Source organism: Acinetobacter sp. CIP 53.82 (assembly GCF_000369465.1).
GTDB classification, from domain to species: Bacteria; Pseudomonadota; Gammaproteobacteria; order Pseudomonadales; family Moraxellaceae; genus Acinetobacter; species Acinetobacter indicus.
The window spans coordinates 1,478,094-1,504,968 of sequence record NZ_KB850046.1 but is presented as its reverse complement, the minus strand read 5'-3'; the positions used below and the strand labels follow the sequence as shown (position 1 = coordinate 1,504,968).

At 45.4% G+C, this 26,875-nt stretch carries 25 protein-coding genes, 2 tRNA genes and 1 pseudogene; 16 read left to right on the top strand and 12 right to left on the bottom strand.

Features of this window, described 5'->3' with window-relative positions; genetic code table 11:
- Window positions 1-353: 353 nt before the first annotated feature.
- From repC to F905_RS12575, 6 genes are all read right to left on the bottom strand, one after another.
- The gene (gene repC / locus F905_RS12600) at window positions 354-1,235 is read right to left on the bottom strand and encodes a replication protein C, IncQ-type (protein ID WP_000743064.1); all 882 of its coding nucleotides are present in this window, start codon (window positions 1,233-1,235) and stop codon (window positions 354-356) included.
- A complete protein-coding gene (locus F905_RS12595) occupies window positions 1,222-2,049 on the bottom strand; it encodes a helicase RepA family protein (RefSeq protein WP_001162384.1) in 828 nt (275 codons plus the stop codon). The genes repC and F905_RS12595 overlap by 14 nt, the downstream gene beginning before the upstream one ends.
- 4 nt (window positions 2,050-2,053) lie before the next feature.
- Window positions 2,054-2,275: a helix-turn-helix transcriptional regulator gene (locus F905_RS12590; protein WP_001179606.1), complete on the bottom strand. Its 222-nt coding sequence runs from the start codon at window positions 2,273-2,275 to the stop codon at window positions 2,054-2,056.
- 147 nt (window positions 2,276-2,422) lie between these two features.
- On the bottom strand, window positions 2,423-3,625 hold the full coding sequence (locus F905_RS12585; protein WP_000954590.1) for a tyrosine-type recombinase/integrase: 1,203 nt from the start codon (window positions 3,623-3,625) through the stop codon (window positions 2,423-2,425).
- 304 nt (window positions 3,626-3,929) lie between these two features.
- Window positions 3,930-5,498: a glutamine-hydrolyzing GMP synthase gene (gene guaA, locus F905_RS12580; RefSeq protein WP_005181347.1), complete on the bottom strand. Its 1,569-nt coding sequence runs from the start codon at window positions 5,496-5,498 to the stop codon at window positions 3,930-3,932.
- A 229-nt stretch (window positions 5,499-5,727) separates the two neighbouring features.
- A complete protein-coding gene (locus F905_RS12575; protein ID WP_005181346.1) occupies window positions 5,728-6,144 on the bottom strand; it encodes a DoxX family protein in 417 nt (138 codons plus the stop codon).
- A gap of 193 nt (window positions 6,145-6,337) precedes the next feature.
- Here F905_RS12575 and F905_RS12570 point away from each other — a divergent pair, with 193 nt between their 5' ends.
- A complete protein-coding gene (locus F905_RS12570) occupies window positions 6,338-6,976 on the top strand; it encodes a DedA family protein (protein WP_005181345.1) in 639 nt (212 codons plus the stop codon).
- On the opposite strand, the gene F905_RS12565 is transcribed toward F905_RS12570, so the two are convergent.
- The 5 genes from F905_RS12565 to F905_RS12545 all read right to left on the bottom strand — a co-directional run bounded on the left by F905_RS12565 (window position 6,973) and on the right by F905_RS12545 (window position 9,842).
- Window positions 6,973-7,566, bottom strand: a complete 594-nt coding sequence (locus tag F905_RS12565) for a LysE family translocator (protein ID WP_005181344.1) — start codon at window positions 7,564-7,566, stop codon at window positions 6,973-6,975. The genes F905_RS12570 and F905_RS12565 overlap by 4 nt on opposite strands.
- 219 nt (window positions 7,567-7,785) lie before the next feature.
- On the bottom strand, window positions 7,786-8,178 hold the full coding sequence (locus F905_RS12560) for a hypothetical protein (RefSeq protein WP_005181343.1): 393 nt from the start codon (window positions 8,176-8,178) through the stop codon (window positions 7,786-7,788).
- A gap of 7 nt (window positions 8,179-8,185) precedes the next feature.
- The gene (locus F905_RS12555; RefSeq protein ID WP_005181342.1) at window positions 8,186-9,028 is read right to left on the bottom strand and encodes a ParA family protein; all 843 of its coding nucleotides are present in this window, start codon (window positions 9,026-9,028) and stop codon (window positions 8,186-8,188) included.
- Between the two features lie 80 nt (window positions 9,029-9,108).
- Window positions 9,109-9,501 (bottom strand): SirB2 family protein, encoded by a 393-nt coding sequence (locus F905_RS12550; RefSeq protein ID WP_005181341.1) that lies wholly within the window; start codon window positions 9,499-9,501, stop codon window positions 9,109-9,111.
- Between the two features lie 32 nt (window positions 9,502-9,533).
- Window positions 9,534-9,842: a BolA family protein gene (locus F905_RS12545; protein WP_005181340.1), complete on the bottom strand. Its 309-nt coding sequence runs from the start codon at window positions 9,840-9,842 to the stop codon at window positions 9,534-9,536.
- A 232-nt stretch (window positions 9,843-10,074) separates the two neighbouring features.
- On the opposite strand from F905_RS12545, the gene F905_RS12540 reads away from it, so the two are divergent.
- From F905_RS12540 to F905_RS12475, 14 genes are all read left to right on the top strand, one after another.
- Window positions 10,075-10,150, top strand: a tRNA-Gly gene (locus F905_RS12540).
- Window positions 10,151-10,195: 45 nt separating this feature from the next.
- Window positions 10,196-10,271: transfer RNA gene (locus F905_RS12535), tRNA-Gly, on the top strand.
- Window positions 10,272-10,654: 383 nt separating this feature from the next.
- The gene (gene ribBA, locus F905_RS12530) at window positions 10,655-11,770 is read left to right on the top strand and encodes a bifunctional 3,4-dihydroxy-2-butanone-4-phosphate synthase/GTP cyclohydrolase II (RefSeq protein WP_005181339.1); all 1,116 of its coding nucleotides are present in this window, start codon (window positions 10,655-10,657) and stop codon (window positions 11,768-11,770) included.
- A gap of 19 nt (window positions 11,771-11,789) precedes the next feature.
- Complete coding sequence (gene ribE / locus F905_RS12525) at window positions 11,790-12,260, top strand: 6,7-dimethyl-8-ribityllumazine synthase (RefSeq protein WP_005181338.1); 471 nt, start codon at window positions 11,790-11,792, stop codon at window positions 12,258-12,260.
- A gap of 4 nt (window positions 12,261-12,264) precedes the next feature.
- Window positions 12,265-12,714 (top strand): transcription antitermination factor NusB, encoded by a 450-nt coding sequence (gene nusB, locus F905_RS12520; RefSeq protein WP_005181335.1) that lies wholly within the window; start codon window positions 12,265-12,267, stop codon window positions 12,712-12,714.
- 16 nt (window positions 12,715-12,730) lie between these two features.
- Entirely contained in the window at window positions 12,731-13,648 is a 918-nt protein-coding gene (thiL, locus tag F905_RS12515) for a thiamine-phosphate kinase (RefSeq protein ID WP_005181332.1), read from the top strand.
- A gap of 22 nt (window positions 13,649-13,670) precedes the next feature.
- Window positions 13,671-14,147, top strand: coding sequence for a phosphatidylglycerophosphatase A family protein (locus F905_RS12510; RefSeq protein ID WP_162182857.1), 477 nt, complete (start codon window positions 13,671-13,673; stop codon window positions 14,145-14,147).
- An 18-nt stretch (window positions 14,148-14,165) separates the two neighbouring features.
- Window positions 14,166-15,530 (top strand): bifunctional UDP-N-acetylglucosamine diphosphorylase/glucosamine-1-phosphate N-acetyltransferase GlmU, encoded by a 1,365-nt coding sequence (gene glmU, locus F905_RS12505; protein WP_005181326.1) that lies wholly within the window; start codon window positions 14,166-14,168, stop codon window positions 15,528-15,530.
- Window positions 15,531-15,542: 12 nt separating this feature from the next.
- The gene (glmS, locus tag F905_RS12500; protein WP_005181325.1) at window positions 15,543-17,381 is read left to right on the top strand and encodes a glutamine--fructose-6-phosphate transaminase (isomerizing); all 1,839 of its coding nucleotides are present in this window, start codon (window positions 15,543-15,545) and stop codon (window positions 17,379-17,381) included.
- Between the two features lie 158 nt (window positions 17,382-17,539).
- Window positions 17,540-18,349 carry a heteromeric transposase endonuclease subunit TnsA gene (locus F905_RS12495; protein WP_031989189.1) on the top strand — a complete coding sequence of 270 codons (810 nt, stop codon included), beginning with the start codon at window positions 17,540-17,542 and terminating at the stop codon, window positions 18,347-18,349.
- Window positions 18,333-20,423 carry an integrase catalytic domain-containing protein gene (locus tag F905_RS12490; protein ID WP_000269331.1) on the top strand — a complete coding sequence of 697 codons (2,091 nt, stop codon included), beginning with the start codon at window positions 18,333-18,335 and terminating at the stop codon, window positions 20,421-20,423. Before F905_RS12495 ends, F905_RS12490 begins: the two co-directional genes overlap by 17 nt.
- Complete coding sequence (locus F905_RS12485; RefSeq protein ID WP_005181320.1) at window positions 20,420-22,069, top strand: AAA family ATPase; 1,650 nt, start codon at window positions 20,420-20,422, stop codon at window positions 22,067-22,069. The genes F905_RS12490 and F905_RS12485 overlap by 4 nt, the downstream gene beginning before the upstream one ends.
- A 15-nt stretch (window positions 22,070-22,084) precedes the next feature.
- Window positions 22,085-23,614 carry a TnsD family Tn7-like transposition protein gene (locus F905_RS12480; RefSeq protein ID WP_005181318.1) on the top strand — a complete coding sequence of 510 codons (1,530 nt, stop codon included), beginning with the start codon at window positions 22,085-22,087 and terminating at the stop codon, window positions 23,612-23,614.
- A complete protein-coding gene (locus F905_RS12475) occupies window positions 23,604-25,190 on the top strand; it encodes a Tn7-like element transposition protein TnsE (RefSeq protein ID WP_005181315.1) in 1,587 nt (528 codons plus the stop codon). The genes F905_RS12480 and F905_RS12475 overlap by 11 nt, the downstream gene beginning before the upstream one ends.
- A gap of 278 nt (window positions 25,191-25,468) precedes the next feature.
- On the opposite strand, the pseudogene F905_RS15260 reads toward F905_RS12475, so the two are convergent.
- Window positions 25,469-26,090: pseudogene (locus F905_RS15260) on the bottom strand (transposase); the annotation flags it as partial.
- Window positions 26,091-26,312: 222 nt separating this feature from the next.
- Between F905_RS15260 and F905_RS12465 the strand changes: the two are divergent.
- Window positions 26,313-26,732 (top strand): IS5/IS1182 family transposase, encoded by a 420-nt coding sequence (locus tag F905_RS12465; protein ID WP_005181313.1) that lies wholly within the window; start codon window positions 26,313-26,315, stop codon window positions 26,730-26,732.
- The last annotated feature ends 143 nt before the right edge of the window (window positions 26,733-26,875 follow it).

The window sequence follows — 26,875 nt, the reverse complement described above, 5'->3', positions numbered from 1 at the left end:
ACAGATAACTACAAGTGCACACAGCGGCCCTCCAGCACCGTTAGACGCAGATTCTGCTTCAGCTCATGGAATAAGGGACTCCGGGTTGTTTTCCCCTCTCACAAGGCGTTTCAGCGGCCACTGAAGCCGCCTTCTCTTCTTGGCGTTAAACCATCGGCCTATGGCCGATTGATAAAGCCCGCCAGGGCTTTATTGGCAAGGTCAGAACGCGCCCTCAAGGCGCGAGCTGCACCGCGCATGATGGATTATCTTTAGATAATCTTGGATGGATTTCCCAAACTGCCCGCAAAGCAGCGCACCGTCTGGGTTTTCCAAATTGGGACGGGGAACGTTACGACGGCAGAAGGGGAGCGTTACGACGGTAACAAGGGAACGTTACGACGGTAAACGGGTGCAGTTGCCGTGGGGCCAGGCCTCTTGATCTCCCATTTTCCCTTGGCGTATTCGTTCACTACCCAACCCACGGCGGCAAGTTCGGCCAGTGCCTTCCGGGCAGTCTGACGGCGTTTTTTCATAGCTTCGGCATTGGCTTCATCTGGCCAGACATAGCCGCAAAGCGTGTCCAGTTCCACGCGCCCGGATTTGCCGGGGTCGATCCAGCCGCATAGCCGTTGGTGCATCAGCCGTGCCGGATCAGTCTGTAGCACCCGCACTTCCGCCATGTCGATACGGGCATATGGACGATGCCCCAGGATCGCTTCGGCAATACGCGGATTCAGGGCAACCCATAGCCTGCCGTCCGTCTCGTCAAAAGCATGACTCATCAGGTGGAACGCGGCTTGCCGCCGTCCCTTCGTCACAAGGATGGTGACGTTCGACATGCGCAGCAGGCTGGCTTTGAGCGCCTTGATGTTGTCGCCGCTATCCGTCATGCCCGTTTCTGAGAGCAGTTTGGTCAGGCTCTCACGAACCACCAAGCCGTCTTGCTCAATGGCTTCGAAACGGGGTTCAAGGAATAGCCGTAGCTGTCGCCCCGTCTCACTGGTCGGTTCCGGGGTTAGCAAGATGCCGTTCGGGCCGCCAAGGGCCACGATGCCTTGCAAAAGACGCATATCATCGGCCCCGAGAGGTTCGAATCCGACGAAACGCATGGATTCGTCCTCGCCAAAGGTGTAGGTCACGTCCAGCTTGCAGCGTTTGCGATCGCCACGCTTGAGGCTGCGGAACAGGCCAGGTGCCAAACAGTGCGCGGGATCATGTCGGACGTGGGTCAGGTCATGCTTAGGCTTCTTCACGCTGTCTCCTTTTCACCTTGCACTGCCGCTCCAGTACAGCAGGCTTCAACACGCCGCCGTCGTGCCGTCTAAACCAGAGTTCTTGAAAAGGTGCGCCATAGTTGGCCTTGCTGACGCCAAAGCGGACAAAATACCCACGCTGACAATCATCGACCCCCAGTATCTCGGCCTCGCCTTGCGTCATGCCGGATAGGTACGATTGCCAACGGATGTTATCAACCAGTACGGACGATCCACGACTGGCCTGCTGTTGATCGCCCGACCCCATCATGGCTGCGCTTTTACTCGCGTGGTGCAGAAACACAATGGAGCAGCCTGTATCAGCGGCTATGGCCTCCATGTGCCCAACAACCTGCGCCATCGGCCCGCTAGCGTTCTCCTCCTCAATGTGGAAGCGCCGCAAAGTGTCCAAGATCATCAAGCGACGACCTTCAGCGGCTCGTTTGAGAGCATCGAACCAGCTAGCAGCCATGATGTTTGGGCATTTACCGATCAAGGGTTCAATGAGCAAACCATCAGCCACGGCTTGCCGTTCCGCTGCGCTGAGGTGTGCCCCAAGGGCGTGCAGACGATGGTGAATAGCGGCCGGTGGATCTTCAGCAGGCAGATAGACCACTTGCCCGGTGGGAAACTCGCCTATTTCAAGTAAATCAGGCCCGCCTGCAATCTGTGCAGCCAATTGAAGGGCCAACATGGATTTACCAGCCCCACCAGGCGACACAAGAGCACCAACAGTGCCAGCAACCATATTAGGCAGAACATAATCAATGGGTGGCGGCAATTCCGTGAAAGCCGCCATAAGATCAAGAGCCATATAACTAGCCCTCTATAGGGCCAGGTCGCGCAGCTTGATCACCCGATGATTTACGTGCCTCAATCCACTCTTCGACCTCTGACAAATCCCAGGCGACATTTCTACTGGTTAACGCGATACGGCGTGGAAAATCCCCTCGCTGCTCCAGGTTATAAATTGTTCGTGTCGAAAGCGGGATCATCTCCAGGAGCTTCTTCCTGTTGATGAGGGTCTTTATATTTTGCATGGGTCAATACCTCTCAAATGAATAGTTGCTATTCATCGAGTAGCTGCGCGAAGCAGCTAATCGGTAATTGACCTGCCCGATGCCAATGGCGGCCTTATTTATAAATTCACGGCATCAACTTCAATGCTATCAAAGATAGCAAAAACATCAACCCTTACTGCCTCCCGAAGTCCACTCATCAATCATATCGGCCCAATCCTGCAACATCGCCGCCCGCTGCTCGCGGTACTCAGCCTTGTTGTAGACAGCCCTCACGCCCTTCTGCTCGTGCGCCAGGCACTTCTCGATCCAGTCGGTGTTGTAGCCGGCCTCATGCAACAGCGTGCTGGCTGTGCGCCGCAAATCATGCGGTCCGAACTTGGTAAGTGACTTCCCATCTTTCTGCGCCGCCTTGTAAGTCAGCGTCAGCACCTGGTTAAGTGTGGCAGCGCTCATCGGCGCATCCGAGTCGTACCGTGATGGCAAAACGAAGTCGGAACCACCGGCAAAGGTTTTCATGGCAATGAAAATATCCAGAGCCTGCTGGGACAGAAATACCAGGTGCGGGTTACGGCGTTTCATCCGCTCCTTTGGAATCGTCCACAACGCTTCGCTGAAATTGATCTCGCTCCAGGTCGCATTGGTCAGCTCGCTCTTGCGCACCATCGTCAGCAATAACAGCTTGGCCGCCGCACGGTTTGTTGGGCTTGTGCCCACTCGCTCCATGTACTGGTACATCAGCCCAATTTCTTCTGGCGTCAACGCTCGGTCACGTGGCTCGAATCGAGCGATGCTTGTTGGGCGCACCAGTTCTGCCGGGTTTTCGACCTTCTGCCCACGCTCGATGGCCCAGCGAAATACCTGCAACACGATTTCACGCACATGAACGGCGGTGGCCGGTGCGCCTCGCTCAACAATGGCATCAGCCAGCGCCCGCAAGTCTTCGTGGGTGATCTCCACCAGCTTCTGATTGCTGAATTTCGGCTTCAGCTCACGCTCATAAACCGAGCGGCGCATATCGCGGGTGGAGTCGGCCATCTGGTAGCCACGCAGCCACTTCTCCGCCCAGGCACCGAACGTCTCTGCATCTTTCACCCGCGCCTTGTCTCGGGCTTTCTCCTTGGCCGGCGACTTGCCCGCCGCAACCATCTTCTTGGCGTCACCCAACAGCTCGCGGGCTTCGGCCAGGGTGATGCCACCGACACCATAACGCCCAAAGGTGATGGTCTCCTGCCGACCGTTGATTGAGTAGTTGTAACGGAACGAGATGGAGCCGGCTGGAGTCACTGCCACATAGAGACCTTCCCGGTCATTCACTTTGTAGAGTTTGTCCCTGGGCTTGAGATTGCGCAGCTTGGTATCGGTCAGCATGTACCTTGTCCTTCTTCGTCTCCGATACCATGCTGAAAAAATCTCGAATTTATCGTATTTTTTCTTACGAAACAGTAACTTATAGAATATTAATACCATGAACACACAAAAGAACGCAGCATGGTATCGGCATCAATCATGGCATCGCCAAACCATAATACCAGCTTTAATGCCATGCTCAAACGGTGCTTGGCGCTTCCTCCCGTTGCCAGATCGTGCCAAACACAAACAAAAAAAAGCCCGCAATTACGCGGGCTTAGCGGCATTTCATGCCATCAGGTGCCTGGCTGTGCCAGACGCGGAATCATTCCCATTCAATTGTTGCAGGTGGTTTAGACGATACGTCATATACCACACGTGAAACATCTTTAATCTCGTTCATGATACGGGTTGAAATACGATCTACCAGATCATATGGCAGGTGCGCGAAACGTGCTGTCATAAAGTCAACTGTTTCAACGGCACGCAGGGCAACAACCCAGGCATAACGACGGCCATCACCCACCACACCCACTGATTTCACTGGTTGGAATACAGCAAAGGCTTGTGCAGTTTTGTCATACCAGCCGCTGGCACGCAGTTCCTGCATAAAGATGTCATCAGCCAGACGTAAAATGTCGGCATATTCTTTTTTCACTTCACCCAGAATACGCACGCCCAAACCTGGACCCGGGAATGGATGACGGTAAATCATGCTGTGTGGCAGACCTAAAGTGGTGCCCAGTTTACGTACTTCATCTTTAAACAGGTCACGTAACGGTTCAACCAGTTCAAAAGCCAAATCATCCGGTAAACCACCCACGTTGTGGTGTGATTTAATTACATGCGCCTTGCCCTGTTTGCTGGCGGCAGATTCAATCACGTCTGGATAAATCGTACCTTGTGCCAGGAATTTCACACCATCTAATTTACGTGCTTCTTCAGCAAACACTTCAATAAATTCACGGCCAATAATCTTACGTTTCGCTTCAGGATCAGTGACCCCTGCCAGTGCAGACAGGAAACGGTCTTCAGCATCGGCACGAATCACGCGGATCCCCATGTTGTCAGCAAACATTTGCATAACCTGGTCGCCTTCGTTTAAACGCAGCAAACCGTTGTCTACAAATACACAGGTCAACTGATCGCCAATTGCTTTATGCAGCAATGCAGCAACCACGGAAGAATCCACACCGCCTGACAGACCCAGCAGTACTTTTTCATCGCCAATCTGTTCACGTAGCTGTTCTACACGCAGGTCGATAATGTGCTCTGGTGTCCACAGACCGCGACAGCCACAAATCTGGTGTACGAAGTTCGACAGTAATTCTGCACCTTTAGAAGTGTGCGTTACTTCCGGGTGGAACTGGATGCCGTAGAAACGACGTGTTTCGTCAGATACCATGGCAATTGGGCAGCTTGGAGTTTGCGCTGTCACCTGGAAACCTTCCGGAATACAGGCAACTTTATCGCCGTGGCTCATCCAGACATGCAGCTGGTTTTCACGGTCTTGCAGGTTACCAATCAGCTGGTCACGCACCACGATGTCTACTTCTGCATAGCCAAACTCATGGACAGTACCTGGCTCAACTTTACCGCCAAGCTGTTCGCACATGGTTTGCAGGCCATAACAAATGCCCAATACCGGCACACCCAGTTCAAACACCACTTGTGGTGCACGCGGGCTGCCTTCCTGGTGAACGCTTTCAGGTCCACCCGACAAGATGATACCGTTTGGATTAAATGCACGAATGTCTTCTTCAGACATGTCATAGGCATACATTTCAGAATATACGCCAGCTTCACGAACACGACGTGCGATGAGCTGACTATATTGAGAACCGAAATCCAGAATCAGGATACGATCTTCAGTAATTTGAGTATTGGTAGTCATGACAAACAACTATGAGAGGCAAACGAATATAAGCGCCGTATTCTAGCATTTTTTCTGCGCATTAAACACAAGATTCAGATCAGTCTGTGCTGATCCCCGAATCAGGCCGCTACCGGCAGATATTCCCGCCCCTCTTCTTCAATAGTATTTTTTATTTATTGGGCAAAAAAATAAGGCAGCCGGAGCTGCCTGTACTGAATGACGGGACATCATTTCCCTGCATCACATCTTATTTTTCAATCAGATGATCCAGACTCAGTTTACCTGCACCTTGCAGCACCAATAGCAGGAAACCACCTGAAATCGCCAGGTTCTTCATCAGGTTAACTGCATCTTCCGGTGCACCATGGAACATAAATGCAGTCAGCAAACTGAATACTGCCAGTGCCAATGCCACCAGACGGGTTTGCAGACCCAGTAAAATTGCCAGACCACCACCCAGCTCCAGCAGAATCACCAGCGGTAACAGGCCACCCGGCACCCCCATCGCTTCCATATAGCCCACCGTTGCGCTATAGCCGGCAATTTTGCCCCAGCCCGACACAATAAAAATATAAGCCAGCAAGACACGCACCAGTAGCAGCGACAGGTTGTTTAAGGCAGGGGTTTGAAAGATTTTGGCAACCACAGTATTTGGATTAAACATGAGAGAACCTAGAGCAGATCAGTAAAAAGATGCTGCTATCTTAGGGACTGACCGAAGATCAAAAAATCACCATTTCAAAGATGTATCGTTGCAAATTTAGAATGATGACAGCGGAAATTTATTTACGTTTTTCTACTGACTTTCACCAACCGGACTGATAGGATTTGACTACATTTCTGCTTGTTTTTCCCTCATGGAACTGATTGATTTTATCCTGCATGTTGATGCGCATTTACTTGAGTTCATTACCAATTATGGGGTCTGGATTTATGCCATCCTGTTTCTGATTATTTTTGTTGAAACCGGTCTGGTGGTGATGCCCTTTTTACCGGGAGACAGCCTGTTATTTGCAGCCGGTGCGCTGGCGGCCTCGACCGGTGCCATGGATCCGTGGTTATTGGGCGGCTTACTGTTTATTGCCGCTGTCTTGGGCGATACCCTGAACTATCATATTGGTAAATATATTGGGCCACGGGTATTTGAAATTGAATCACGCTTTATTAATAAAAAACACCTAATTGCCACCCAGCAATTCTTTGCCAAGCATGGCGGTAAAACCATTATTTTTGCCCGTTTTGTGCCTTTTGCCCGCACCTTTGCCCCTTTTGTTGCCGGTGCCGGGAGCATGAACTATAAATACTTTCTAACCTATAACGTAGTGGGCGCTTTCTGTTGGATTGGCTCATTTATTACCCTGGGTTATCTGTTTGGTAACATGCCAATTGTGAAAGAGAATTTTACCTATCTGATTTTTGGCATCATTATTTTAAGTGTCTTGCCGGGGGTGATTGGTTTTGCCCGCCAGAAGCTGAAAAAGCAGGTCCGCGCTTAAGCGAAAAAGCGCAGAATAACCGGAAAAGCACACAGCACCAGCAACATGGCCGATCCTTTATACAAGAGATCGGCTTTTATTTGCTTGGATTCTCCCGATAAAATCGCGCGACCAAAAGACATCCAGAACAGCGCAGTCGGCAACAGCACCAGACAGAACACTGCATAGACCATCAAGAAATTGGTCGGATTATCCCAGGTTTCAGTCGGTAAAATCCCGGCAGCAAAAAGTAGTGCCTTGGGATTTTTTAAGGTGGCAAAAAACAGCTGATGCGGGCGGATAGACGGGTTGAGCTGGTTATGCTTGACCAGATGCGCATGCTTCCACAAATGAAAAGCCGTCCACAGCACATATAGTGCGCTCAAGCCATGCAGAATATGGCTTAAATACGGCCAGATTGGGACGGTCAGATGAATCAGCAGCGCCCACAAACTGATGGCATATAAATAGCCAAGCAGCTCGGCAGGCACAAATAAACTGGTTCTGGCAACTCCATGTTGATGTGCTGAACTTGCAAGCAAAGCATTGGTTGGTCCCGGAATAAGCAGAACCGCAATCATTGCCAGCACAAACAGCCAACTTTCAATCATAGACACCTGAAATTACCTGAAATTAGGCGCACACCTTATATTAATTTGATAAAAACTGACAAGTTTTTCTCACGACTGGGAGGATATTTGGACAGATAAAAAAGCCTTTATTTTTATTTAAATTTAAGATTTTTAATAATTTTTTCTGAAACATTTTGCTAAGATTTTTCACGCCGTGACTCGCATAAACTGCCAGCCCAGCGTGAAAAATGTGAAGCCTTAACTGGCCTGCTTGGTGCGTACAACAATTGGACAGCCTTTAAAACGCGCCGCCTGCACAATGGCTTCCTGCTCGCCCAGCACCCGTGCCAGTTCAGTATTTTTGGTATTCGATGATTGTCCCATATTGACCGAAACACTTGGGCCAATGCCCCAGCCGCCACGACTGCCCCATCCTCCGCCAAGACCCACCCCCACACCAACGCCGGTCCGTTTAGGCGCCTGTACGCCCTGATCAATATAGGACTGAATCCGGTTATATTCGCTTTGCAGCTGCTGACAGTTCAGCGCCTGATAATGTGTAGGCGAGACATAGGTCGGTTTAACCGTCGTGGCACAGGCACCCAGCAGCAAGGTTCCGGCAGCCAGCAGGCTGATATACAGTGTTTTCATGCCCATCTCAGGATTGTTTCTGTTCAATCTCATTGAACAACGATTGATAGGCCTGCGTCAATTTATGATCTGTAGCAAAATGAATAAGCGGCAGATTTTTATGATGCGACTCTTTCATGATGACTGAGGGTGGCAGCATGCTGTTAAATACCGGTAACTGCTCCTCTTTCAGCTGCTCGACCACTTCTCGTGGCAGCTTGGCCTGGGCCTGGAACTGGTTCACCACAATGCCTTCAATCTCCAGCTCGGCATTATGATCTTCCTGGGTTTCCAGCACATTTTCAATCAGGCTGTGCAGGGCACGTTTGGAAAACACATCGCAGTCAAACGGAATTAATACCCGGTCAGCCGCAATCAGCGCCGATAAGGTAAAGAAGTTAAACGCCGGCGGTGTATCAATAAAGACCCGCTCATAACGCCCGGCCAGTGAGGCCAAGGCATCCCGCAATTTATAGATTTTATGTTTGCTTTCTAAGGCATGGGCCAGACTGCCCAGGTCCGGACTGGCTGGAATTACATCCAGATTTGGAAAGGGCGATTGATGCACATAGGCTTCCAGACCTTTGGCGCGGCTTTTTAAGATCGAGCCCAAGGCATTGCCAATTAAGCCTTTGCTTTGGGTATTGCCCAGCACTTCTTCAAAATAGTTCTGGATATTTGGCTCTAGTGCCGGCTTATGGGTGGAATAGGTGGCATCATCCCCCAGTAAATACTGGCTGGAGTTGGCTTGCGGGTCCAAATCAATGACCAGGGTTTTAAAGCCCTGATGGGCACTGATGGCGGCCAGATTGACCGTAATACTGGATTTTCCAACGCCGCCTTTCTGGTTAAAGACCACACGTGTTCGCATGTCTATCCCTCTGATTTTATATTCTAATTGGCTCAAGTGTAGCGAAGTATAGCCGAGAGATAGACATTATTGTCGAACAATTAACCAAAACTTGGCTTGATCATTACCAAGGCGATAATCGCCAGTAATGCAACCAGGGCTATGCCCCAGCCGGCGCGGCGTTGCACCAGTAAAATACTGTCCGTTTTACGGTAGGCTTTCATTAACGAAGACAGCATCACCAGGAATAAAATGATTTTGGCATAAAACCAGGTTTCGACCTGAAAATCCTTTAATGCCAGCAGCACAATTCCGGTTACTACTATCAGCGTAACCGATAAATGTTGTAGCGCCACCCATAGTGTGCGTCCGGCCGGATTGGGCTGGTTGCCCTGCACGCCTTTAAATAAGGTCAGGCCACGGGCCAGCAGAATGACCAGCAATACGCTGACGCTGGTCATATGAATAATTTTAAGTAAAAGTTGGGTTTCCATGAACTGTTCTGATCTCTATTTCTTGTTCCGGGTTATTGTTTCGGGGCGTGGGCACATTCCGGGCTTGAGGTATCCTGTCCTTGCCATTCATCCTGAACAAAGGCATGAATCGCCAGCGCATGAATCTTGCTTGGACTTAACAGATCACCGGCCGCGGCATAGACCTGTTGATGGCGCTGTACCAGACGCAAACCGGCAAACTGTTCACTAACGATTACCACTTTAAAATGAGATTCCTTCCCCGGATAATAGCCGCCGTGGCCAGAAGATTCATTCACCACGTCTAAATGTGTCGGGTTCAGGGTGTGTAAGCGTTCAATCAGTTGTTGTTCTATGCTCATGATCATGCATCCAAAAAGGCCTGAGATTGATCTTAGTATACCCTGTTCTTTTTGCGATATTGTGGCGACCGGCTGAAAACCGGCTTTTTCCCGCCTGAACCGCCGCTATTGGCTGATTTCACAGCAGAAATCATCTAAACCTTGGTCAAAATGGCTTTTATTTATGCAATCAGCATAAGTTTTTTCACAAAGTTATTGACCCTGTTTTTGCATAATGTATTATACACCGCATGCGGGAATAGCTCAGTTGGTAGAGCACAACCTTGCCAAGGTTGGGGTCGCGAGTTCGAGTCTCGTTTCCCGCTCCAAATTCTTTTTTGTTCATTTTTTAAAGTAAAAAATTGATCGACCCTGCGGGAATAGCTCAGTTGGTAGAGCACAACCTTGCCAAGGTTGGGGTCGCGAGTTCGAGTCTCGTTTCCCGCTCCAAATTCAAAAAGCCCTGATCGAAAGATTGGGGCTTTTTTTATTGCCTATTCTAAAATTTTTGAACCTAACCCCAAGCCTGTTCGCCATTCCTATTTTATCTGGCTGATTTAAATCGTAGTCTAAATGTATAAAAGCGTTTTTAAAAAACTCCCAGTTTTTACGGGCTGCTGTTTATATTTTTATACAGATCAATTGCTTAAATATTCTGCACAATTCAAGCTTTTTCCAGACGCCGGCCCTTTTCAAGCCAGCAGCCACTGTGTATAACAATGAAGCAGACCGGGAAACGGATAAGCATAGGCAAAACCTACGAAAAAGCGTTAGACTATGCCACAATTAATGTCATGAAAATGTCCGTTGAGACAAAAAGAAGGTGAAGGTTGATGCCGCTCAATACAGTTGAAGAGCTCGTAGCAGATATCCGTGCAGGAAAAATGGTTATCCTGATGGATGATGAAGATCGTGAAAATGAAGGCGATTTAGTCATGGCTGCCACGCATGTTCGCCCGGAAGACATCAACTTTATGATCACCCATGCGCGTGGTCTGGTTTGCCTGACTTTAAGCAAAGAACGTTGCCAGCAGTTAAATCTACCACTCATGGTCGATGCCAACGGTGCTCAGCATGGCACCAACTTTACCCTGTCGATTGAAGCCGCAGAAGGCATCACCACCGGAATTTCCGCGGCTGAACGTGCGCATACCATTCGCACGGCGGTTGCTGCTCATGCCAAACCGGCCGATATTGTCCAGCCGGGTCATATTTTCCCGCTGATGGCGCAACCAGGTGGTGTGCTGCACCGCGCCGGACATACTGAAGCCGGCTGTGACCTGTCCCGTTTAGCCGGTCTAGAACCTGCTTCGGTGATTTGTGAAATTATTAAAGAAGATGGCACCATGGCGCGCCGTGCCGATCTGGAAGTGTTTGCCGAAAAACACGGTCTGAAAATGGGCACCATCGCCGACCTGATCCATTACCGCATGACCAATGAACAAACCGTTGAGCGTCTGGATCAGCAGACTATTGATACCGAATATGGCAGCTTTGACCTGTATCGTTACCGTGAACTGGGTAACCCGGATATTCATCTGGCGCTGGTCAAAGGTGAGCCAAAAGATGGCGTGACCACCGTTCGCGTGCATGGTTTTAACCCAACCCGTGACCTGCTAAAACTGAACAAGCAGGATGGTGAACCGGCCTGGAACCTGGACCGTGCCTTAAAAGAAATCGCCAGCAGCGATCGTGGCGTACTGGTCTGGATTGGCCAGCGTCATCTGCAGGATTTAGGTCCGGCACTGGACAGCTTAAATGCACCGAAGAAAAGCAAATCCAATGCGGCGCTGTCTCAGCAGTATCAGACCATTGGTGTCGGTGCACAGATTTTACGTGATTTAGGTGTTGAAAAAATGAAGCTGCTCAGCTCGCCATTACGTTTCAATGCCTTGTCCGGCTTTAACTTGGAAGTGGTGGAATACGTCACCGCACAACAAACAACTTAAGAAATCATCGAGGTTTGCTATGGCAGTTCGCCGTATTGAAGGTATGTTACATCTCGCGAGCGAAGGCCGTTACGCGATTTTAGTTGGTCGTTTTAATAGCTTTGTGGTGGAACATTTGCTGGAAGGTGCCATCGACACATTGAAACGTCATGGTGTATCAGAGGATAATATCACTGTTGTTCATGCACCAGGGGCGTGGGAACTTCCGGTTGTTGCGAAAAAACTGGCAGCATCTGATCGTTTCGATGCCATTATTGCACTGGGCGCGGTGATTCGTGGCAGTACGCCTCACTTCGACTTTGTTGCAGGCGAATGTGCCAAAGGTTTAGGCGTGGTTGGCCTGGACACTGGCTTACCGGTCATTAACGGTGTATTGACTACGGATAGTATCGAACAAGCGATTGAACGCTCGGGTACAAAAGCAGGTAATAAAGGTAGCGAAGCTGCTTTAACTGCAATTGAAATGGTTAACTTGTTAAAGGCTATTTAACGCTATGTCGCAAACACTTCAAGCAACTTATGCAGCAAAACGTAAAGCACGTCGTTTTGCTGTACAAGGAATTTATGAATGGCAGATGAGCCACAATCCGGTGCACGAGATTGAAGCACGCACGCGTGTCGAAAATGCCATGCACAAAGTGGATCTCGGCTATTATCATGAATTGTTGACTCAAGTGGTTGCCAATCATGAAGCATTGGATGCGCTCTTAATCCCTGTGCTTGACCGCGAAATTGATGCCCTTGACGGCGTTGAACTCGCAACCCTTCGTCTGGGCGCCTATGAATTGAAAGAACATCTGGAAATTCCATATCGCGTGGTTTTAGACGAAGCCATTGAGCTGGCAAAACATTTTGGCGGTGCAGACAGCCATAAATACATTAACGGTGTTCTTGACCGTTTGGCCAGCTCATTACGTGCAGCAGAAAAACAGCAATCTAAATAATTGACAGATTGATGCGATGGCTGAGTTTTCCATTATTGACACCTATTTCAATCGGCAGCACGGCAGTTCTGTCGACTTAGGTGTTGGTGATGACTCAGCCGTGCTGACTCCTCCCCCACAGCAACAGCTGGTGATTTGCGCCGACACGCTGGTTGCTGGACGACACTTCCCACTAGAGACTGATCCACATGCCATTGGCTGGAAATCTGTTGCAGTCAATCTCTCCGATATTGCTGCCATGGGTGCCACGCCGCACAGTATTCTACTAGCCTTGAGCCTACCCCAAATTGATCACGACTGGCTGAAAGCCTTTAGCCAAGGTCTGTATGATTGCTGCGATCAATTTGGGGTGCGCTTAATTGGTGGAGATACCACCCAAAGTCCGCATTTAACCTTATCCGTGACCGCCTTGGGCTGGATAGATACCGGTCAGGCGATTACCCGCGCCGGTGCCCAGCCGGGCGATTATATCTGTGTCAGCGGCACCGTCGGTGATGCCGCCTTTGGCCTGAAGCATCCAGGTCATGCACTGCAGCAGCGTCTGGATTATCCAACCCCGCGCTGCGAACTGGGCCAGCAACTGAAAGGTCTGGCCTCGAGCATGATTGATGTTTCGGATGGCTTGGCCCAAGACTTGGGACATATTCTTAAAGCCTCAAAGGTTGGCGCCACGCTGGATCTGGATCTGTTACCGCTTAGCGACACTCTGCGTCATTTACCTGACACACAGCGCTGGCAATATGCGCTGGCTGGCGGCGATGACTATGAACTGTGCTTTAGCATCAGCCCACAGCATTTTGAACAACTTTTACAACAACCGCTGAATGTCCGCGTTACCAAGATTGGACAAATTCATGCAGCACCCGAACTTCATTTTGTGCAGAATGGCGTAGATCATTCGCTCCAATTCCAGGGATACCAACACTTTGCCTAAACCTGCCATTCATTTTAAAGCGATGAGCTGGCCCGACCGCCTGGTTGTCTTCTGTGGGGTAGGGTTTGGATCAGGCCTGTTACCCAAAGCTCCCGGCACCTTCGGCTCGGCTTTTGCGCTGCTATTTATTCCGCTGTGGCTGTGGCTTGGTTTTGCCTATTCGGTTGTGGCGATTCTGCTGATGTCACTGGTCGGGATTTATATCTGCGGGCAAACCGCACGGGTGATGGGCGTCCATGATGATGGCCGTATTGTCTGGGATGAATTTGCCGGACAGTCGATTACCTTTTTACCGCTGATCTATTTTGGCCAGATGAATACGCTATGGGTCATTGCAGGCTTTGCCCTGTTCCGGCTGTTTGATGTCTGGAAACCCTGGCCCATCCGGGTGATTGACCGTCAGGTCGATGGCGGCTTTGGCATTATGCTGGATGATCTGATTGCCGGACTCTGGGCAGCAATCTGTATTTTAATTTATCTTTATTTTATTTTGGTTTAGCAATAACTAGGATTATACATGTCTACCACCGTGATTATTCTTGCCGCAGGGAAAGGAACGCGTATGCGCTCCAGCCTTCCGAAAGTGCTTCAACCCCTTGCAGGACGCCCGCTTCTGGGTCACGTGATTGAAACGGCACAACAATTACAAGCAGATAATATTATTACCATTTATGGCCATGGCGGCGAACAGGTACAACAGGCCTTTGCCCATGAAACGGTTCAATGGGTGGAACAGGCCGAGCAGCTCGGGACCGGACATGCGGTCCAAATGGCGCTGCCGGTACTGGGTCAGGATGGTGTTTCAATTATTTTATCCGGTGATGTGCCGTGCATTAGCCAGGCCACCTTAGAGCAACTGGTCGAGGCCAGTCAGGCTACCGGTATTGGTCTGGTCACGCTGACCCTACCAAATGCGACCGGTTACGGCCGTATTGTACGTGACAATGGCCAGATTCAGGCCATTGTTGAACATAAAGATGCTTCTGAGGCCCAGCGCCAGATTCAGGAAATCAATACCGGCATTTACTGCGTTAGCAATGCCAAACTGCATCAGTGGTTACCAAAGCTGTCCAATAACAATGCGCAGGGCGAATACTACCTGACCGATATTGTGGCCATGGCCATTGCCGATGGCATGCAGGTGGCTTCGGTTCAGCCGGAACGTGCCTTTGAAGTCGAAGGTGTCAATGACCGGGTGCAACTGGCCGCCTTGGAACGTGAATTCCAGAACTTCCAGGCCAAACAGTTAATGCAGCAAGGCGTGCATCTGATTGATCCAAGTCGCTTCGACTTACGTGGTTCACTCAAAGTAGGTCAAGACGTACGTATTGACATCAATGTGATTATTGAAGGTGAAGTTGAGCTCGGCGATCGCGTTGAAATTGGCGCAGGCTGTGTGATTAAAAACAGTAAAATTGCGGCCGGCACCAAAGTTCAGCCGTATAGCGTCTTTGAAAATGCTATTGTCGGTGAAGATGTACAGATTGGTCCATTTGCCCGCCTGCGGCCGGGTGCAGTGCTGGCCAATGAGGTGCATATTGGCAACTTTGTTGAAGTCAAAAACACCCAGATTGGTGTTGGCTCCAAAGCCAATCACTTTACCTATTTAGGCGATGCAGAAGTCGGTGCCGGTTCCAATATTGGCGCAGGCACCATTACCTGTAACTATGACGGCGCCAACAAATTCAAAACCATCATTGGTGATGCAGCCTTTATTGGCTCAAACAGCTCGCTGGTGGCACCGGTAACCATTGGCAACGGCGCAACGGTGGGTGCCGGCTCGGTAATTACCCGTGATGTGGCTGACCATAGCCTAGCCTTTGAACGCTCAAAACAGTTGAGTAAAGATAATTATCAACGTCCCCAAAAACTGAAAAAATAAGAGGAAAATATTATGTGTGGTATCGTCGGTGGCGTTGCAGAACGTAATGTTAGCAATATCCTGATTGAAGGCTTAAAGCGTCTGGAATACCGTGGCTATGATTCTGCCGGTCTGGCGCTAATCAATGGCGGTCATGTATTACGTGAACGTCGTGTCGGGAAAGTGGCCAATCTGGAACAGGCGGTTATTGAAGCCGAATTAACCGGTTCGTTGGGGATCGCACACACACGCTGGGCGACTCATGGCAAGCCAACTGAAAACAATGCCCATCCGCATATTTCAGGCAATGTGGCAGTGGTGCATAACGGGATTATTGAAAACTTCCAGGAACTCAAAGATGATCTGGAAGCGCTTGGCTATGTGTTTACCTCGCAAACCGATACCGAAGTGGTTGCGCATCTGGTCAATGATGCCCTGAAATCCACCCCAAGTTTACTGGAAGCGGTGAAACAGGTAGTGCCACAGCTCAAAGGTGCCTATGCACTCGGTATTATCCATACCGATCATCCGGATGAACTGATCACGGTTCGTGAAGGTTCACCACTGGTGATTGGTGTCGGGATTGGCGAGAACTTTATCAGCTCGGATCAGCTGGCCTTGTTGCCAATCACCAATCGCTTTATTTATCTGGAAGAAGGTGATATTGCCCGTTTAACCCGTGAAACCATTGAAGTTTTTGTTGATGGTCAGCTGGTGAATCGTCCGGTGAAAGAGCTGGATGCGACGGTCAGCAATGCCTCTAAAGGTGAATACAAGCACTACATGCTCAAAGAGATTTATGAGCAGCCAGAAGCGATTCAGCAAACCATTTCTCAGGCCTTAAATGGCAATGCGCTGCGTGAAGACTTTCTGGCCCAGGCCGAGCAGGACTTCGCCAGCATCCAGCAAGTGCAGATTATTGCCTGCGGTACCAGTTACCATGCCGGCATGATTGCCAAGTACTGGTTTGAACAGCTGATTGATGTACCATGTCAGGTCGAAATTGCCAGCGAATACCGCTATCGTACGCCAGTGATTGTTAACAACACCCTGTATATCTGTATTTCCCAATCGGGTGAAACGGCCGATACCTTGGCTGCACTACGCGATACCCAAAAACGTGCTGCAGTCAAAGCGCTAAACATCTGCACCATGGCAATTTGTAACGTAGCCACCTCATCAATGGTACGCGAAACCCATCACAGCCTGTTAACTTTGGCTGGACCGGAAATTGGCGTAGCATCAACCAAAGCCTTTACCACGCAACTGGCTGCGCTGATGCTGCTGATTCTGAAGATCGGTCAGGTCAAACAGAGCATTGCTGAAAAAACCGTTACCGAGATTATCGCGGAATTGTGGCACACGCCAAAAGTGATTCTGGATACTCTGCAGCATAACCCGGCGATTCTGCACTTATCCGAGCTGTTTGTGGAAAAGAACCACTGCCTGTTCCTCGGCCGTGGCACCCAGTTCCCGATTGCGCTTGAAGGTGCCCTGAAGCTGAAGGAAATTTCCTATATTCATGCCGAAGGTTATGCCGCCGGTGAGCTGAAACATGGTCCGCTAGCTCTGGTCGATAATGAAATGCCGGTGGTGATTCTGGCACCAAAAGATGACATGCTGGATAAACTGAAATCCAATATGGAAGAAGTACAGGCCCGTGGTGGTGAGCTGTTTGTCTTTGCCGATGAGCACAGCGGCATTAAAACCAAAGAGCGTCAGCATGTGGTACATATTCCATCAATCAGTGCGGTGCTGGCACCAATTGTCTACAGCATTCCGGTCCAGCTGCTGTCCTATCATGTTGCGGTACTGCGCGGTACCGATGTGGATCAGCCACGTAACCTGGCCAAATCGGTGACGGTAGAATAAGCAAAACAGAAAAAGGCTGGTTCACCTGTGCTTAGACAATATAGTTTTAAACTAAACATTAAAGTTCTAAACTGTAACAATATAGTTCTAAACTAGACATTAAAGTTGTAAACCTGATAAACCCAGCTATACTGATTAAAAAGTGGCTGGGTTTTTCTATGAGTAGAGCACCGAGATTTTTCACACAAGAACAAATTAGCAAAAGAATAACAAGTGGTCATGGACAAGGTATGGGAAAAGATTACCAACCATGGCTGACTATTCAGGACGTACCTTCTCATGGGGTATCTCATCGTATTTACTCTCATAAAACGCAGAGAGTTCATCATTTACTTTCAAATTTGGAACTGTACGTTTTTTTGATTTTAGATTGGTCTAGCTCTGTTCAGGATATACGGGAACAATTCCCTTTGAATCTAGATGACACAAAAGAAATCTGTTTAGAGCAGGGTTTGAGACATCCAAGCATACAAGGCTCAGATCAAGTCATGAGTTCCGATTTTCTGATTGATACGAATAATAAGAACAAGCCTCAATTTGTAATTCAGGTAAAGCCTTTAAAAGAGCTATTAAAAGAAAGGACTATTGAAAAACTAGAAATTGAACGTCGATACTGGGCACTCAAAGAAATTCCGTGGAGTATTGTGACTGAACAAAATATTCCTACAACTGCCCGAAAAAATCTCGAATGGTTAAGCCCCTTTGTTACAGAACATATAGATCCTGATATCTGGGACAAACTACATTTAATTTCTTATTATTTTTCAAAGAAACCAAGTGTTTCCATCATTAAACTTTGTAAAGAGGTTGATGTTCAGGAAGGAACTACAGCTGGAACAACCCTACAATATCTAAGAATACTCATAGCAAATCGTTTGATCAAATTTGATATCCAACAACCATTCCAAAAGTTAAAAGGTTCTGACCTAGAATTTGATTTAGAGGTATCTTATGTGGCGAACCAATGAAGTCGTTAAATTTGATGAAAGCCACTACCGGATTTTATTCTTTCAATCTGGAGAAATCATATGGATTAATATGGAGGAAACCAAAGGTGTTCCCTCTTTAGTTCTTGAAGAGCAACTTTCACAATGGATTGATGAAAAACGTTTATTTAGAAGTTCAGACCCTTTTGAGTATCTAAAGTCTATAGAACCACCCATAAATTCAGTCGCTTTTGAAAAACGTGCTCAGGCTTATCAAATTATTGAACCAATTATATATGACAAAGGCTGTTTTAATGAAGAAATTAGAGCTAAACGGGTTCGTTTAGTAGAACAAAAAAATATCGCAACTAAAGCTACAATATACAAATATCTCCGCCGCTATTGGCAAAGAGGTCAAATTCCAAATGCTTTACTACCAGATTATAGAAATGCTGGAGCACCAGGCAAGCCAAGAACCTTGGCAGGCACTAAAAAATCAGGAGCAAAGCGTAAATTTGGCGACGGGACTGGTATTAAAGTCACGCCAGAAATAGAAAGGCTCTTTCGGTTAATAGCTGAGTCTGAATTATTAAATGATAAAAAAATTAATATCACATCTGCTCATCGAAAATTTGAAGAACTTTTTGTCCAACATTACCCACATATAAAACAGGCAGATATTCCGACACGTAGACAGTTTGACTATTTCTACAAACGTGAATACCAACTTCCACAAAGAATAGAGGCTAGAACACCTGTATTAAGTTTCCAAAAAGATATACGACCATTAAGCGGGACTGCTACAGCAAATACGCTTGGGCCTGGTAGTCGTTATGAAATTGATGCAACTATTGCTGATATTTATTTAGTTGCTGATGATGACCGAAGTAAGATTTTAGGTCGTCCCACACTTTATGTCGTGGTTGATGTTTTTAGTAGAATGGTGGTTGGTTTCTATATTGGCTTTCACAACCCATCATATGTTGTTGCTATGCAAGCTATTGTAAATGCTTGCAGTGATAAAGTTGATCTATGCAAGATGTTTGGGATTGATATTCAACCAGAACAATGGCCAACGATAGGTTTGCCGGATGCCATTCTTGCTGACCGTGGCGAAATGATGAGCCATCAAGTCGAACGTTTAATCTATGGTTATAATGTTCGTATTGAAAATGCACCTGCTTATCGAGGGGATGCTAAAGGAATTGTTGAGCGCTACTTTGGAACGTTACAGGCAGAATTCAAACCCTATGCCCCTGGCGTAGTAAAAGGAAACCGTATTAAAAAACATGGCGAAAGTGATTACCGCCTTGAGGCAGCTCTGCCCATTACAGCATTTACCAAGATGATCATAAAGACAATACTTTATCGTAATCAGCATCATGTATTGGATACTTATGACAGAGAGGCCGATTTCCCTCCAGATTTACCTTCTATCCCATTACATATATGGAATTGGGGTATTCAAAACCGCACAGGTCATCTTCGCATCGTAGAACCAACACCTTTTCGGATCATGATACTACCTCGTAAGAAAGTTTCCATTTCTACTTCTGGCGTCAATTTATGGGGACTGTATTACATTGGATCAGAGATACTTAGAGAGGGTTGGCTACATCGTAGTAAAGAAGTCTCTCGCCCACAGGATCTTCAAGCTGCCTATGATCCAAGTAATGTAGATAAGATATATTTATTTCCGAAACATGATAGTACGATCTATTGGGAATGCTCTTTATCAACTAAAAGTCGTCAATTTTCGGGTAAATCATTTTGGCAAGTCTGGGAAATACAAGATCAAGAAAAAAATCTACATGCAATTGGAAAAGATAATAGCAAAGCTGCTCGTAGAGAGCTGGATCAATTTATTCGTGACACCATTGCTGAAGCAAAAAAAATGGCGACCAACTCTGGTGTGTCAAATCGTCAGCGTTTATCTGAAATTAAATCAAATAAAAAATCTGCTCGTGAAAATGAAAAATTATCAGATAATTACTCGAAGACTGATAAACACCCTAAAGATAAAGGAACGATTATTTCATTTAAGCCAAAGCAAGATGAATCAAGTTATCCACAATTCGTTCCAGGTTTTTTTGATGACGAGGATGACCAATCATGAATAATCTAATAACAGATGCTGAGTATCATGACACTGGTGTGCATGCTTACAAAGGTAATCCTTTCATCGAAGCTTTACCTCCCATTCAAGAGCCTTTTGAAGATACAAAAATTCTCATCTCTAAAGTAACACCTACCCTTGACGATCTAAAGCAAAAAAGAGTTATTCGTGCTCATAATATTCATCAGATCACTGGCTCATTTTTCCAACCTTTAGCAATGCATATGCTATTGAGTGAGCGTATTTCTCTCATGATTCGTGGAGGATATGTCGGTCGGAATCCAAACACAGGAAAATTGCAACAACATCTACAAAATGGCTATGAACGTTTGCAAAAAGGTGACTTGGATGCAAAACGCTTTGATGGAGCTGAATCAACTGCCCATAGCATGGCTATCATTGGGTGTTCAGGTAGTGGTAAAACAACATCCTTACGAAGAATACTAAACACATATCCTCAAGTCATTTTTCACCCAACATTAAATCGTCATCAGATCGTCTACTTAAAAATAGATTGCTCTCACGATGGTTCACTTAAAGAGCTTTGTCTCAATTTTTTTCGAGCAATTGATAAAGTCATCGGCTCAAATTATGAGAAAAAGTATGGTATGAAAAGACATGGCGTAGAAACCATGCTTGCTCTCATGGCTCAAACAGCCAATATGTTTGCGTTAGGCCTCTTAGTCATTGACGAAATTCAACATTTAAGTCGAGCAAAGTCTGGTGGTTCAGAGAAAATGCTCAACTTTTTTGTCACGATGAGCAATACCATTGGAATTCCTGTACTTTTTGTTGGGACGCCTAAAGCAAGAGACATCTTTGATCTTGATCTACGTTCCAGTCGACGTGCAGCTGGTCTAGGTTCTATCTTTTGGAACCCAATTTCACAATACCTACCTGATCAGAAGAGTCAAAACCCTGAGTGGATAGCATTTACCAATACACTTTGGAAATTGCAGTACTTGCAGAAAAGAGACCCTATTTTAAGTGATGAGATTCGAGACACTTGGTTTGATTTGAGTCAAGGTATTCTCGATATTGTAGTGAAACTTTTTATTTTGGCTCAATTACGTGCCCTCGCAACGGGAGCAGAAAAGATTACCGTAGAGCTGCTGAAACGTGTTTATGAGGATGAACTAAAACTTGTCCATCCTATGCTTAGTGCATTACGTTCAGGTATACCTGAACGAATCGCTCAATTCTCAGATCTTGCTGTACCCGATATGGACAAGAAAATCATCCTTCTTATTCAGAAAATCTCTGCATCTACTGTTGAGTCCGAAGAAGACCGAGCCTTAAAACAGTTGAGTAATGATGATCAGCGACGTATCTATTTAATGCTAAAAGATGAATTTCCATCAGACTCCATCATCTTTGCTATTCAAAAAATTGTAGAGTTAAAACCCCAAATATCTAGACAACAGCTCTTGGCTTCTATTATTCAGGCAATGGAGACAGATAATACAACTTCTCAAGTTACAGTAACCAAAAAGAAAAACCAACGGATCGGCTTAAAGCAATGGAATGAACTGGAGGATACCGATCTTCGTCATATTTTTTCGATGAACTCAACTAGCCCAGAAAGTATCTATACCCAATTAAACCATCACGGTTTAATTCTACAAATGTCAGACCTGTTGTCATAGTATGGGGTAAGAATCATGTGGAATTTTCCAACACCGCTTCCCGATGAACTAATTTACAGCACCGTCGCTCGTGCTGGATTACACCATGGTATTCAAAGTCCCAAACAGCTACTTGATGAGGTTTTTCAAGATCGGAAAGTCGTTGCTACAGTAGACTTACCTAGCCACTTAAATGCTATTGTACATTTATTACAGCGAACTGATCGTTTTGTTTTAATAGACCTGATTTACAAACATACCATGTTTGGCTTATATGCACCCTTTGTTCAGGAATCCCATCGACTAAAAGCAATCACTTTAATGACTGAGCAGGCATCTGGTTCTGTTCATCTTATGTTTGGTCTAAATGCTTCCAGAGTCCCCAACAAAAATAAGTTTCATTACTGCCCAATCTGCATACAACAGCAACGAGAAACGTATGGAGAATATTTCTGGAACAGGGCTTGGTTTGTACCTAACCTTCCAATATGCCTGAAACATAATTGTTCACTTCTGTCTCAAGATTATATTCAACAACAGCATCGACACCTTTTCTTACCGTTGTTGCCAAACCAAACTCAGGACCTACCTGAACCCTACTTTAAGGAAGATTTTATATTAGGACAAATGTCCGTAGAGTTATTACAACTTGATCCTCAGCCATCCCCAAGCCATGAACAATGGACTAAGTTTTATCTAGAAATTGCTGATGCAAAGAATTGCCGTAGGGGCAGTCAGGTTCGCCATGAACAAACTTATGAGCAAGTGATTAACAAATTTAAATATGTATATCTCAACTCTAAGAATTTAGGGATTAATCCTGATCAAGATACTTCATGGCTCAAAACTATTTTTAGAAAGCATCGCAAAGCCTTTAGTTTTTTAGAGCATTGTATTGTCTGGTCTTCATTTATACCTGAAATGACACCTAAAGACATTCTGCAATATGTCAGCTCTATTTCAGCAAACCAATATTTTGTAAAACGACCTACTTCTACGGACAATATTCCCCCTGTAAAAATAGAGGAGATGAGACAGAAATGGCAAGATATCGTGCTACTTCATGGTGTAACGTCTGGTCGTAAAATTAAATCAGGCCAAGCAACTTATATATGGCTATATAGAAATGATCAAAATTGGCTCCTAACCTTTAATTCAAAACATTTGTCAAAACCCCAAGTCCGAAAAAATAAAGTAAATTGGCCTATACGTGATTTTTCAATAACCAAAGAATTATTCAAAATTTTATATCGTTCAAATGATGACTTAGCTTGTCCAAGAATGTCAAAAAGTTGGTTTCTCAATCAATTATCCAAAGGAAATTCCATTTCCAAAAATTTGCACCAACTGCCTTTAAGCTCCAAATTTCTTTCAACTTATTCTGAAGATACAATAGCTTATCAAATACGGAGAATTACCCATGCCATGATCAGGCTTGGGTATACAGAGTACAGTACTAAAGATAGATGGCGGATATTGCGACTTGCAGGATTAAGTAAAGAAAGAATTACTCAAGAAGCCCAAATTTTCCTAAATATGATTTGTGAGAAGATTTATGCATATTAAAAGCCTCCCTTTAGATACATTAATTACAGGTATAGGACGACTATTTAAATATGAAAATAAACCATGGTTTATTAATTTGTGGGGAGAATCCGAAGAAACTAAAAAGGGATATTACACCTCTTTTTCCCATATGCATTTATTGACTAAACGTCGAATTATCAACTCTACCAAAAATGAGCATCGAAAGTCTGGATTTCACCTAAAATTTACATGCCCCCCTCCAGCAGAATGGATATCTTTTGCTCAATCTAAATCACAATTTCACTTTTTTGGGTTTGATGCTTTGGCAACGTTTTCAAATGAAGCACAAACCGTTAAAAATATTCATATTGAATTACCACAGCTTGAGTTAGCAAGAGCTTTCTTCTTCCAAAACGCTTACCTAACTCGATCAGCGCTTGAGTTGAATGTACTGGCAGAAGATTTTGATATTCAGAACAGGGCTGATCATTACCTGATTAATGTTCTTCCTTCATGTGAAGGCTCCCTTGCACTTACTCATTTCAATAAACCTGGATTTCGTCGATTTCTTGCATATTTACTCCTAAATGAAAATATAAGAGCTTCATATGAAAGTATCGCTCAACAGTGTCAGGCTTTTGAAAGAATTAATAATACGCAAAGAACATGGGACTTTAGTTTCATCCCTCCCAATTTAACAGACGTAAACATTGAAGCATACGGTTATTACGACAAGCTAACCAATACATTCAAAATTAATGAAATTATTGGCTTTTCTGGGCTCTACGCCCATATTGATAAGCCTGTTTATTTTCATCATGATAAATTTTCTGGAGCATCAAAAAAATCGGGTAATACCAGTACCATACCACCAAAGCCGAATCATGCAGAACCCAAACTGAATGATGAGGAGGAAGCAACACCCAGCAATAAGCCCACAATTATAGATAGCCCAACTACTTTACTTGATTTTGATGATCCATTTGAAACTAAGAAAGTCGCAGATAAAACTGGTTCAAAAAATGATGTTATCGTGGATGATGCCCGAGAGTATATTGAGGAATTAATTGGTGATGTGAATACTGATGAACCAGGAATTAGCGGTACAGTTAAAGCTGGTGATTTTGAGGGTGCAAAAGATCAAACTAATGATGCACATTTATATCTAGACCGTTTCTCAGCCTTTATACAGATGCTTTATAAACTTGAGGAAAATTATGGAATACAGTATTCATTAACTTTAAAAACTCTGCCTGAAGTAGAAGGATTTACCAAACATCTAAAAACCGATAATAATCCACGCTGTATTGCTGAAGTGCATTTCCTATATCAGGGTCAGCATTTCATTTTATTGGAAGTTGATACATCCGATAATGCAACACGCCTTTCGACACAATTATTGACGATAAAAAATATGAATTGCTGGGAAGAAGATTATGAAAAACTTCGTAAGTTTGTGGTTCAAAAAACTCTTAACTGGCCAAATAGCTTTATCAAAAAAATAGCAATTCAACACATTAGATTTAATCATCCACGTATTGATGATAGCCAAAAAGTCTCTATTGAAGACTTGGAGGGTTGGGCCACTCGAATTTATATAGGATTAAATAAATAGACATCTAAGGGTTTATTATAGATATATAACTGCTAGTCTAAAGCCTGTTTATAATACAAGATTAACAGCGTAAATCTGAATAGATATATTTTTCTAGGAGAGTGATAGCTGTGCAATATAGTCTTTTATTGGGTCTCCAAAGATTAAAGTTACATTATCAAAGACGCGCTTTCTATTATTTTGGCTAGGAGCCCTTGTCACCCCTAGCAAAAATTCGCCCCCCCTTCATTCCTTGTTTAATTATATATCAGCGTAATAGTAGCCTGTGCTTGAACCAGCGTTGCAGATACAGTGTTAGGCTGAATGACTGTAAATTGACGCTCCAACAGATTTGGTGCTGTAGGCAAACGATGGTTTGAATCTGTCGTATGCTTGTATTTACGTGCAATCCTGCTACGTAAACCAAGCTTTTTAAGCATTCTTCCAACGGTTCGTTCGCTCATGCTGTAACCTAAATCATGCATGTCATGTACCAATGAAGGTGCACCCAATCGTGCATGATGCTGCCAATATACGGCTTTTAAATCATTATATTTTTGCGCTGTATTGGCCTGGCGTTTTCGCCAGGCATAATAGCCTGAAGTACTGACACCCAGGCATTTACAGACAGAAGATACAGTGACTCCATTCACAGCTAGATCTTGAATTACCGTGTACTTTTCTTGGAATGATCTGTCAGAAAGTACACATGCGCTTTTTTAAGATGTCATTGGCTTCCCTGAGCTGTTTGACTTCTTTCTCTAATTCCAAGATCCGCTGTTGTTCTGGTGAAAGTTGACGTTTGCTTGAACCTGCCGGATTGGTTTCACGAATCCATTTATCTAATGTTGAATAACCCACACCTAATTTCTGGGCGATTGCAGCTACAGACTCGTGTGAGTTTGAAAGTGCATAATCAATTGCTTGCTGTTTAAATTCAGGACTTGAGCAGCATTGCTGCGCAAGATAGCCATTTCTTGTATCTCCAAAGTTAACGTTACGTTATCTTTAGAGGGAAGTACTGTCCATTATTTTGGCTAGGATCAATTTGCCTGAAGGCGAAGGTATAGACTGGAATGTGGTGATCGTAGATGCCACAGAAATTCCGATACAACGGCCTAAAAAACCAGAAGAAAAGCTATAGTGGCAAGAAGGAAGGCTCACACCTTCAAAGTTAAAGCTATCATTCATTATAAAACTCAGAAAATTTTGAGTTTATGTACCAGTCGCGGTGCTGTACATGATTTTGAACTCTTTAAACGTAACTTGAATCAGATTCATGTGGGTGTCTTTATCCTTGCAGATAAAGGTTATCAAAGGATTTACACAGTATATCCGAATAGCCTATTACCATTAAAAGCAAAAAAGCATTGTAAGCTATATCCCGAACTAAAAATCTATAATCAAGAAATCAATAAAAGAAGAATAGGCATTGAGCATGTATTTGGTAGCTTAAAAACCTTCGAAATCCTTGCTGAGCGATATCGTAACAGAGGAAAAAGACTCAGTTTGAGATTCAATTTAATTGCTGGAATCTATAACTTGGAGCTGACTAAAAAATGATTTATGAAAGAAGTCTATTATTGACATGGATAATATGCTGAATGATAATGATTATAAAAATTATTTATCTTATCTTGAGGGGGAACTACAATCTTTTATAACAGAATTAAAAATGAATAAGTTTTTGATTCATATATTAATTG

Bases quoted from the DNA above. Each gene is read 5' to 3' on its own strand.
- F905_RS12575 (WP_005181346.1), bottom strand. From the start codon at position 6,144: ATGTTTAATCCAAATACTGTGGTTGCCAAAATCTTTCAAACCCCTGCC.
- guaA (WP_005181347.1), bottom strand. From the start codon at position 5,498: ATGACTACCAATACTCAAATTACTGAAGATCGTATCCTGATTCTGGAT.
- F905_RS12565 (WP_005181344.1), bottom strand. From the start codon at position 7,566: ATGATTGAAAGTTGGCTGTTTGTGCTGGCAATGATTGCGGTTCTGCTT.
- nusB (WP_005181335.1), top strand. From the start codon at position 12,265: ATGTCGCAAACACTTCAAGCAACTTATGCAGCAAAACGTAAAGCACGT.
- F905_RS12585 (WP_000954590.1), bottom strand. From the start codon at position 3,625: ATGCTGACCGATACCAAGCTGCGCAATCTCAAGCCCAGGGACAAACTC.
- ribE (WP_005181338.1), top strand. From the start codon at position 11,790: ATGGCAGTTCGCCGTATTGAAGGTATGTTACATCTCGCGAGCGAAGGC.
- F905_RS12510 (WP_162182857.1), top strand. From the start codon at position 13,671: ATGAGCTGGCCCGACCGCCTGGTTGTCTTCTGTGGGGTAGGGTTTGGA.
- thiL (WP_005181332.1), top strand. From the start codon at position 12,731: ATGGCTGAGTTTTCCATTATTGACACCTATTTCAATCGGCAGCACGGC.
- ribBA (WP_005181339.1), top strand. From the start codon at position 10,655: ATGCCGCTCAATACAGTTGAAGAGCTCGTAGCAGATATCCGTGCAGGA.
- F905_RS12595 (WP_001162384.1), bottom strand. From the start codon at position 2,049: ATGGCTCTTGATCTTATGGCGGCTTTCACGGAATTGCCGCCACCCATT.
- F905_RS12485 (WP_005181320.1), top strand. From the start codon at position 20,420: ATGAATAATCTAATAACAGATGCTGAGTATCATGACACTGGTGTGCAT.
- glmU (WP_005181326.1), top strand. From the start codon at position 14,166: ATGTCTACCACCGTGATTATTCTTGCCGCAGGGAAAGGAACGCGTATG.
- F905_RS12555 (WP_005181342.1), bottom strand. From the start codon at position 9,028: ATGCGAACACGTGTGGTCTTTAACCAGAAAGGCGGCGTTGGAAAATCC.
- F905_RS12490 (WP_000269331.1), top strand. From the start codon at position 18,333: ATGTGGCGAACCAATGAAGTCGTTAAATTTGATGAAAGCCACTACCGG.
- F905_RS12550 (WP_005181341.1), bottom strand. From the start codon at position 9,501: ATGGAAACCCAACTTTTACTTAAAATTATTCATATGACCAGCGTCAGC.
- F905_RS12570 (WP_005181345.1), top strand. From the start codon at position 6,338: ATGGAACTGATTGATTTTATCCTGCATGTTGATGCGCATTTACTTGAG.
- F905_RS12590 (WP_001179606.1), bottom strand. From the start codon at position 2,275: ATGCAAAATATAAAGACCCTCATCAACAGGAAGAAGCTCCTGGAGATG.
- glmS (WP_005181325.1), top strand. From the start codon at position 15,543: ATGTGTGGTATCGTCGGTGGCGTTGCAGAACGTAATGTTAGCAATATC.
- F905_RS12495 (WP_031989189.1), top strand. From the start codon at position 17,540: ATGAGTAGAGCACCGAGATTTTTCACACAAGAACAAATTAGCAAAAGA.
- F905_RS12480 (WP_005181318.1), top strand. From the start codon at position 22,085: ATGTGGAATTTTCCAACACCGCTTCCCGATGAACTAATTTACAGCACC.
- F905_RS12475 (WP_005181315.1), top strand. From the start codon at position 23,604: ATGCATATTAAAAGCCTCCCTTTAGATACATTAATTACAGGTATAGGA.
- F905_RS12545 (WP_005181340.1), bottom strand. From the start codon at position 9,842: ATGAGCATAGAACAACAACTGATTGAACGCTTACACACCCTGAACCCG.
- F905_RS12560 (WP_005181343.1), bottom strand. From the start codon at position 8,178: ATGAAAACACTGTATATCAGCCTGCTGGCTGCCGGAACCTTGCTGCTG.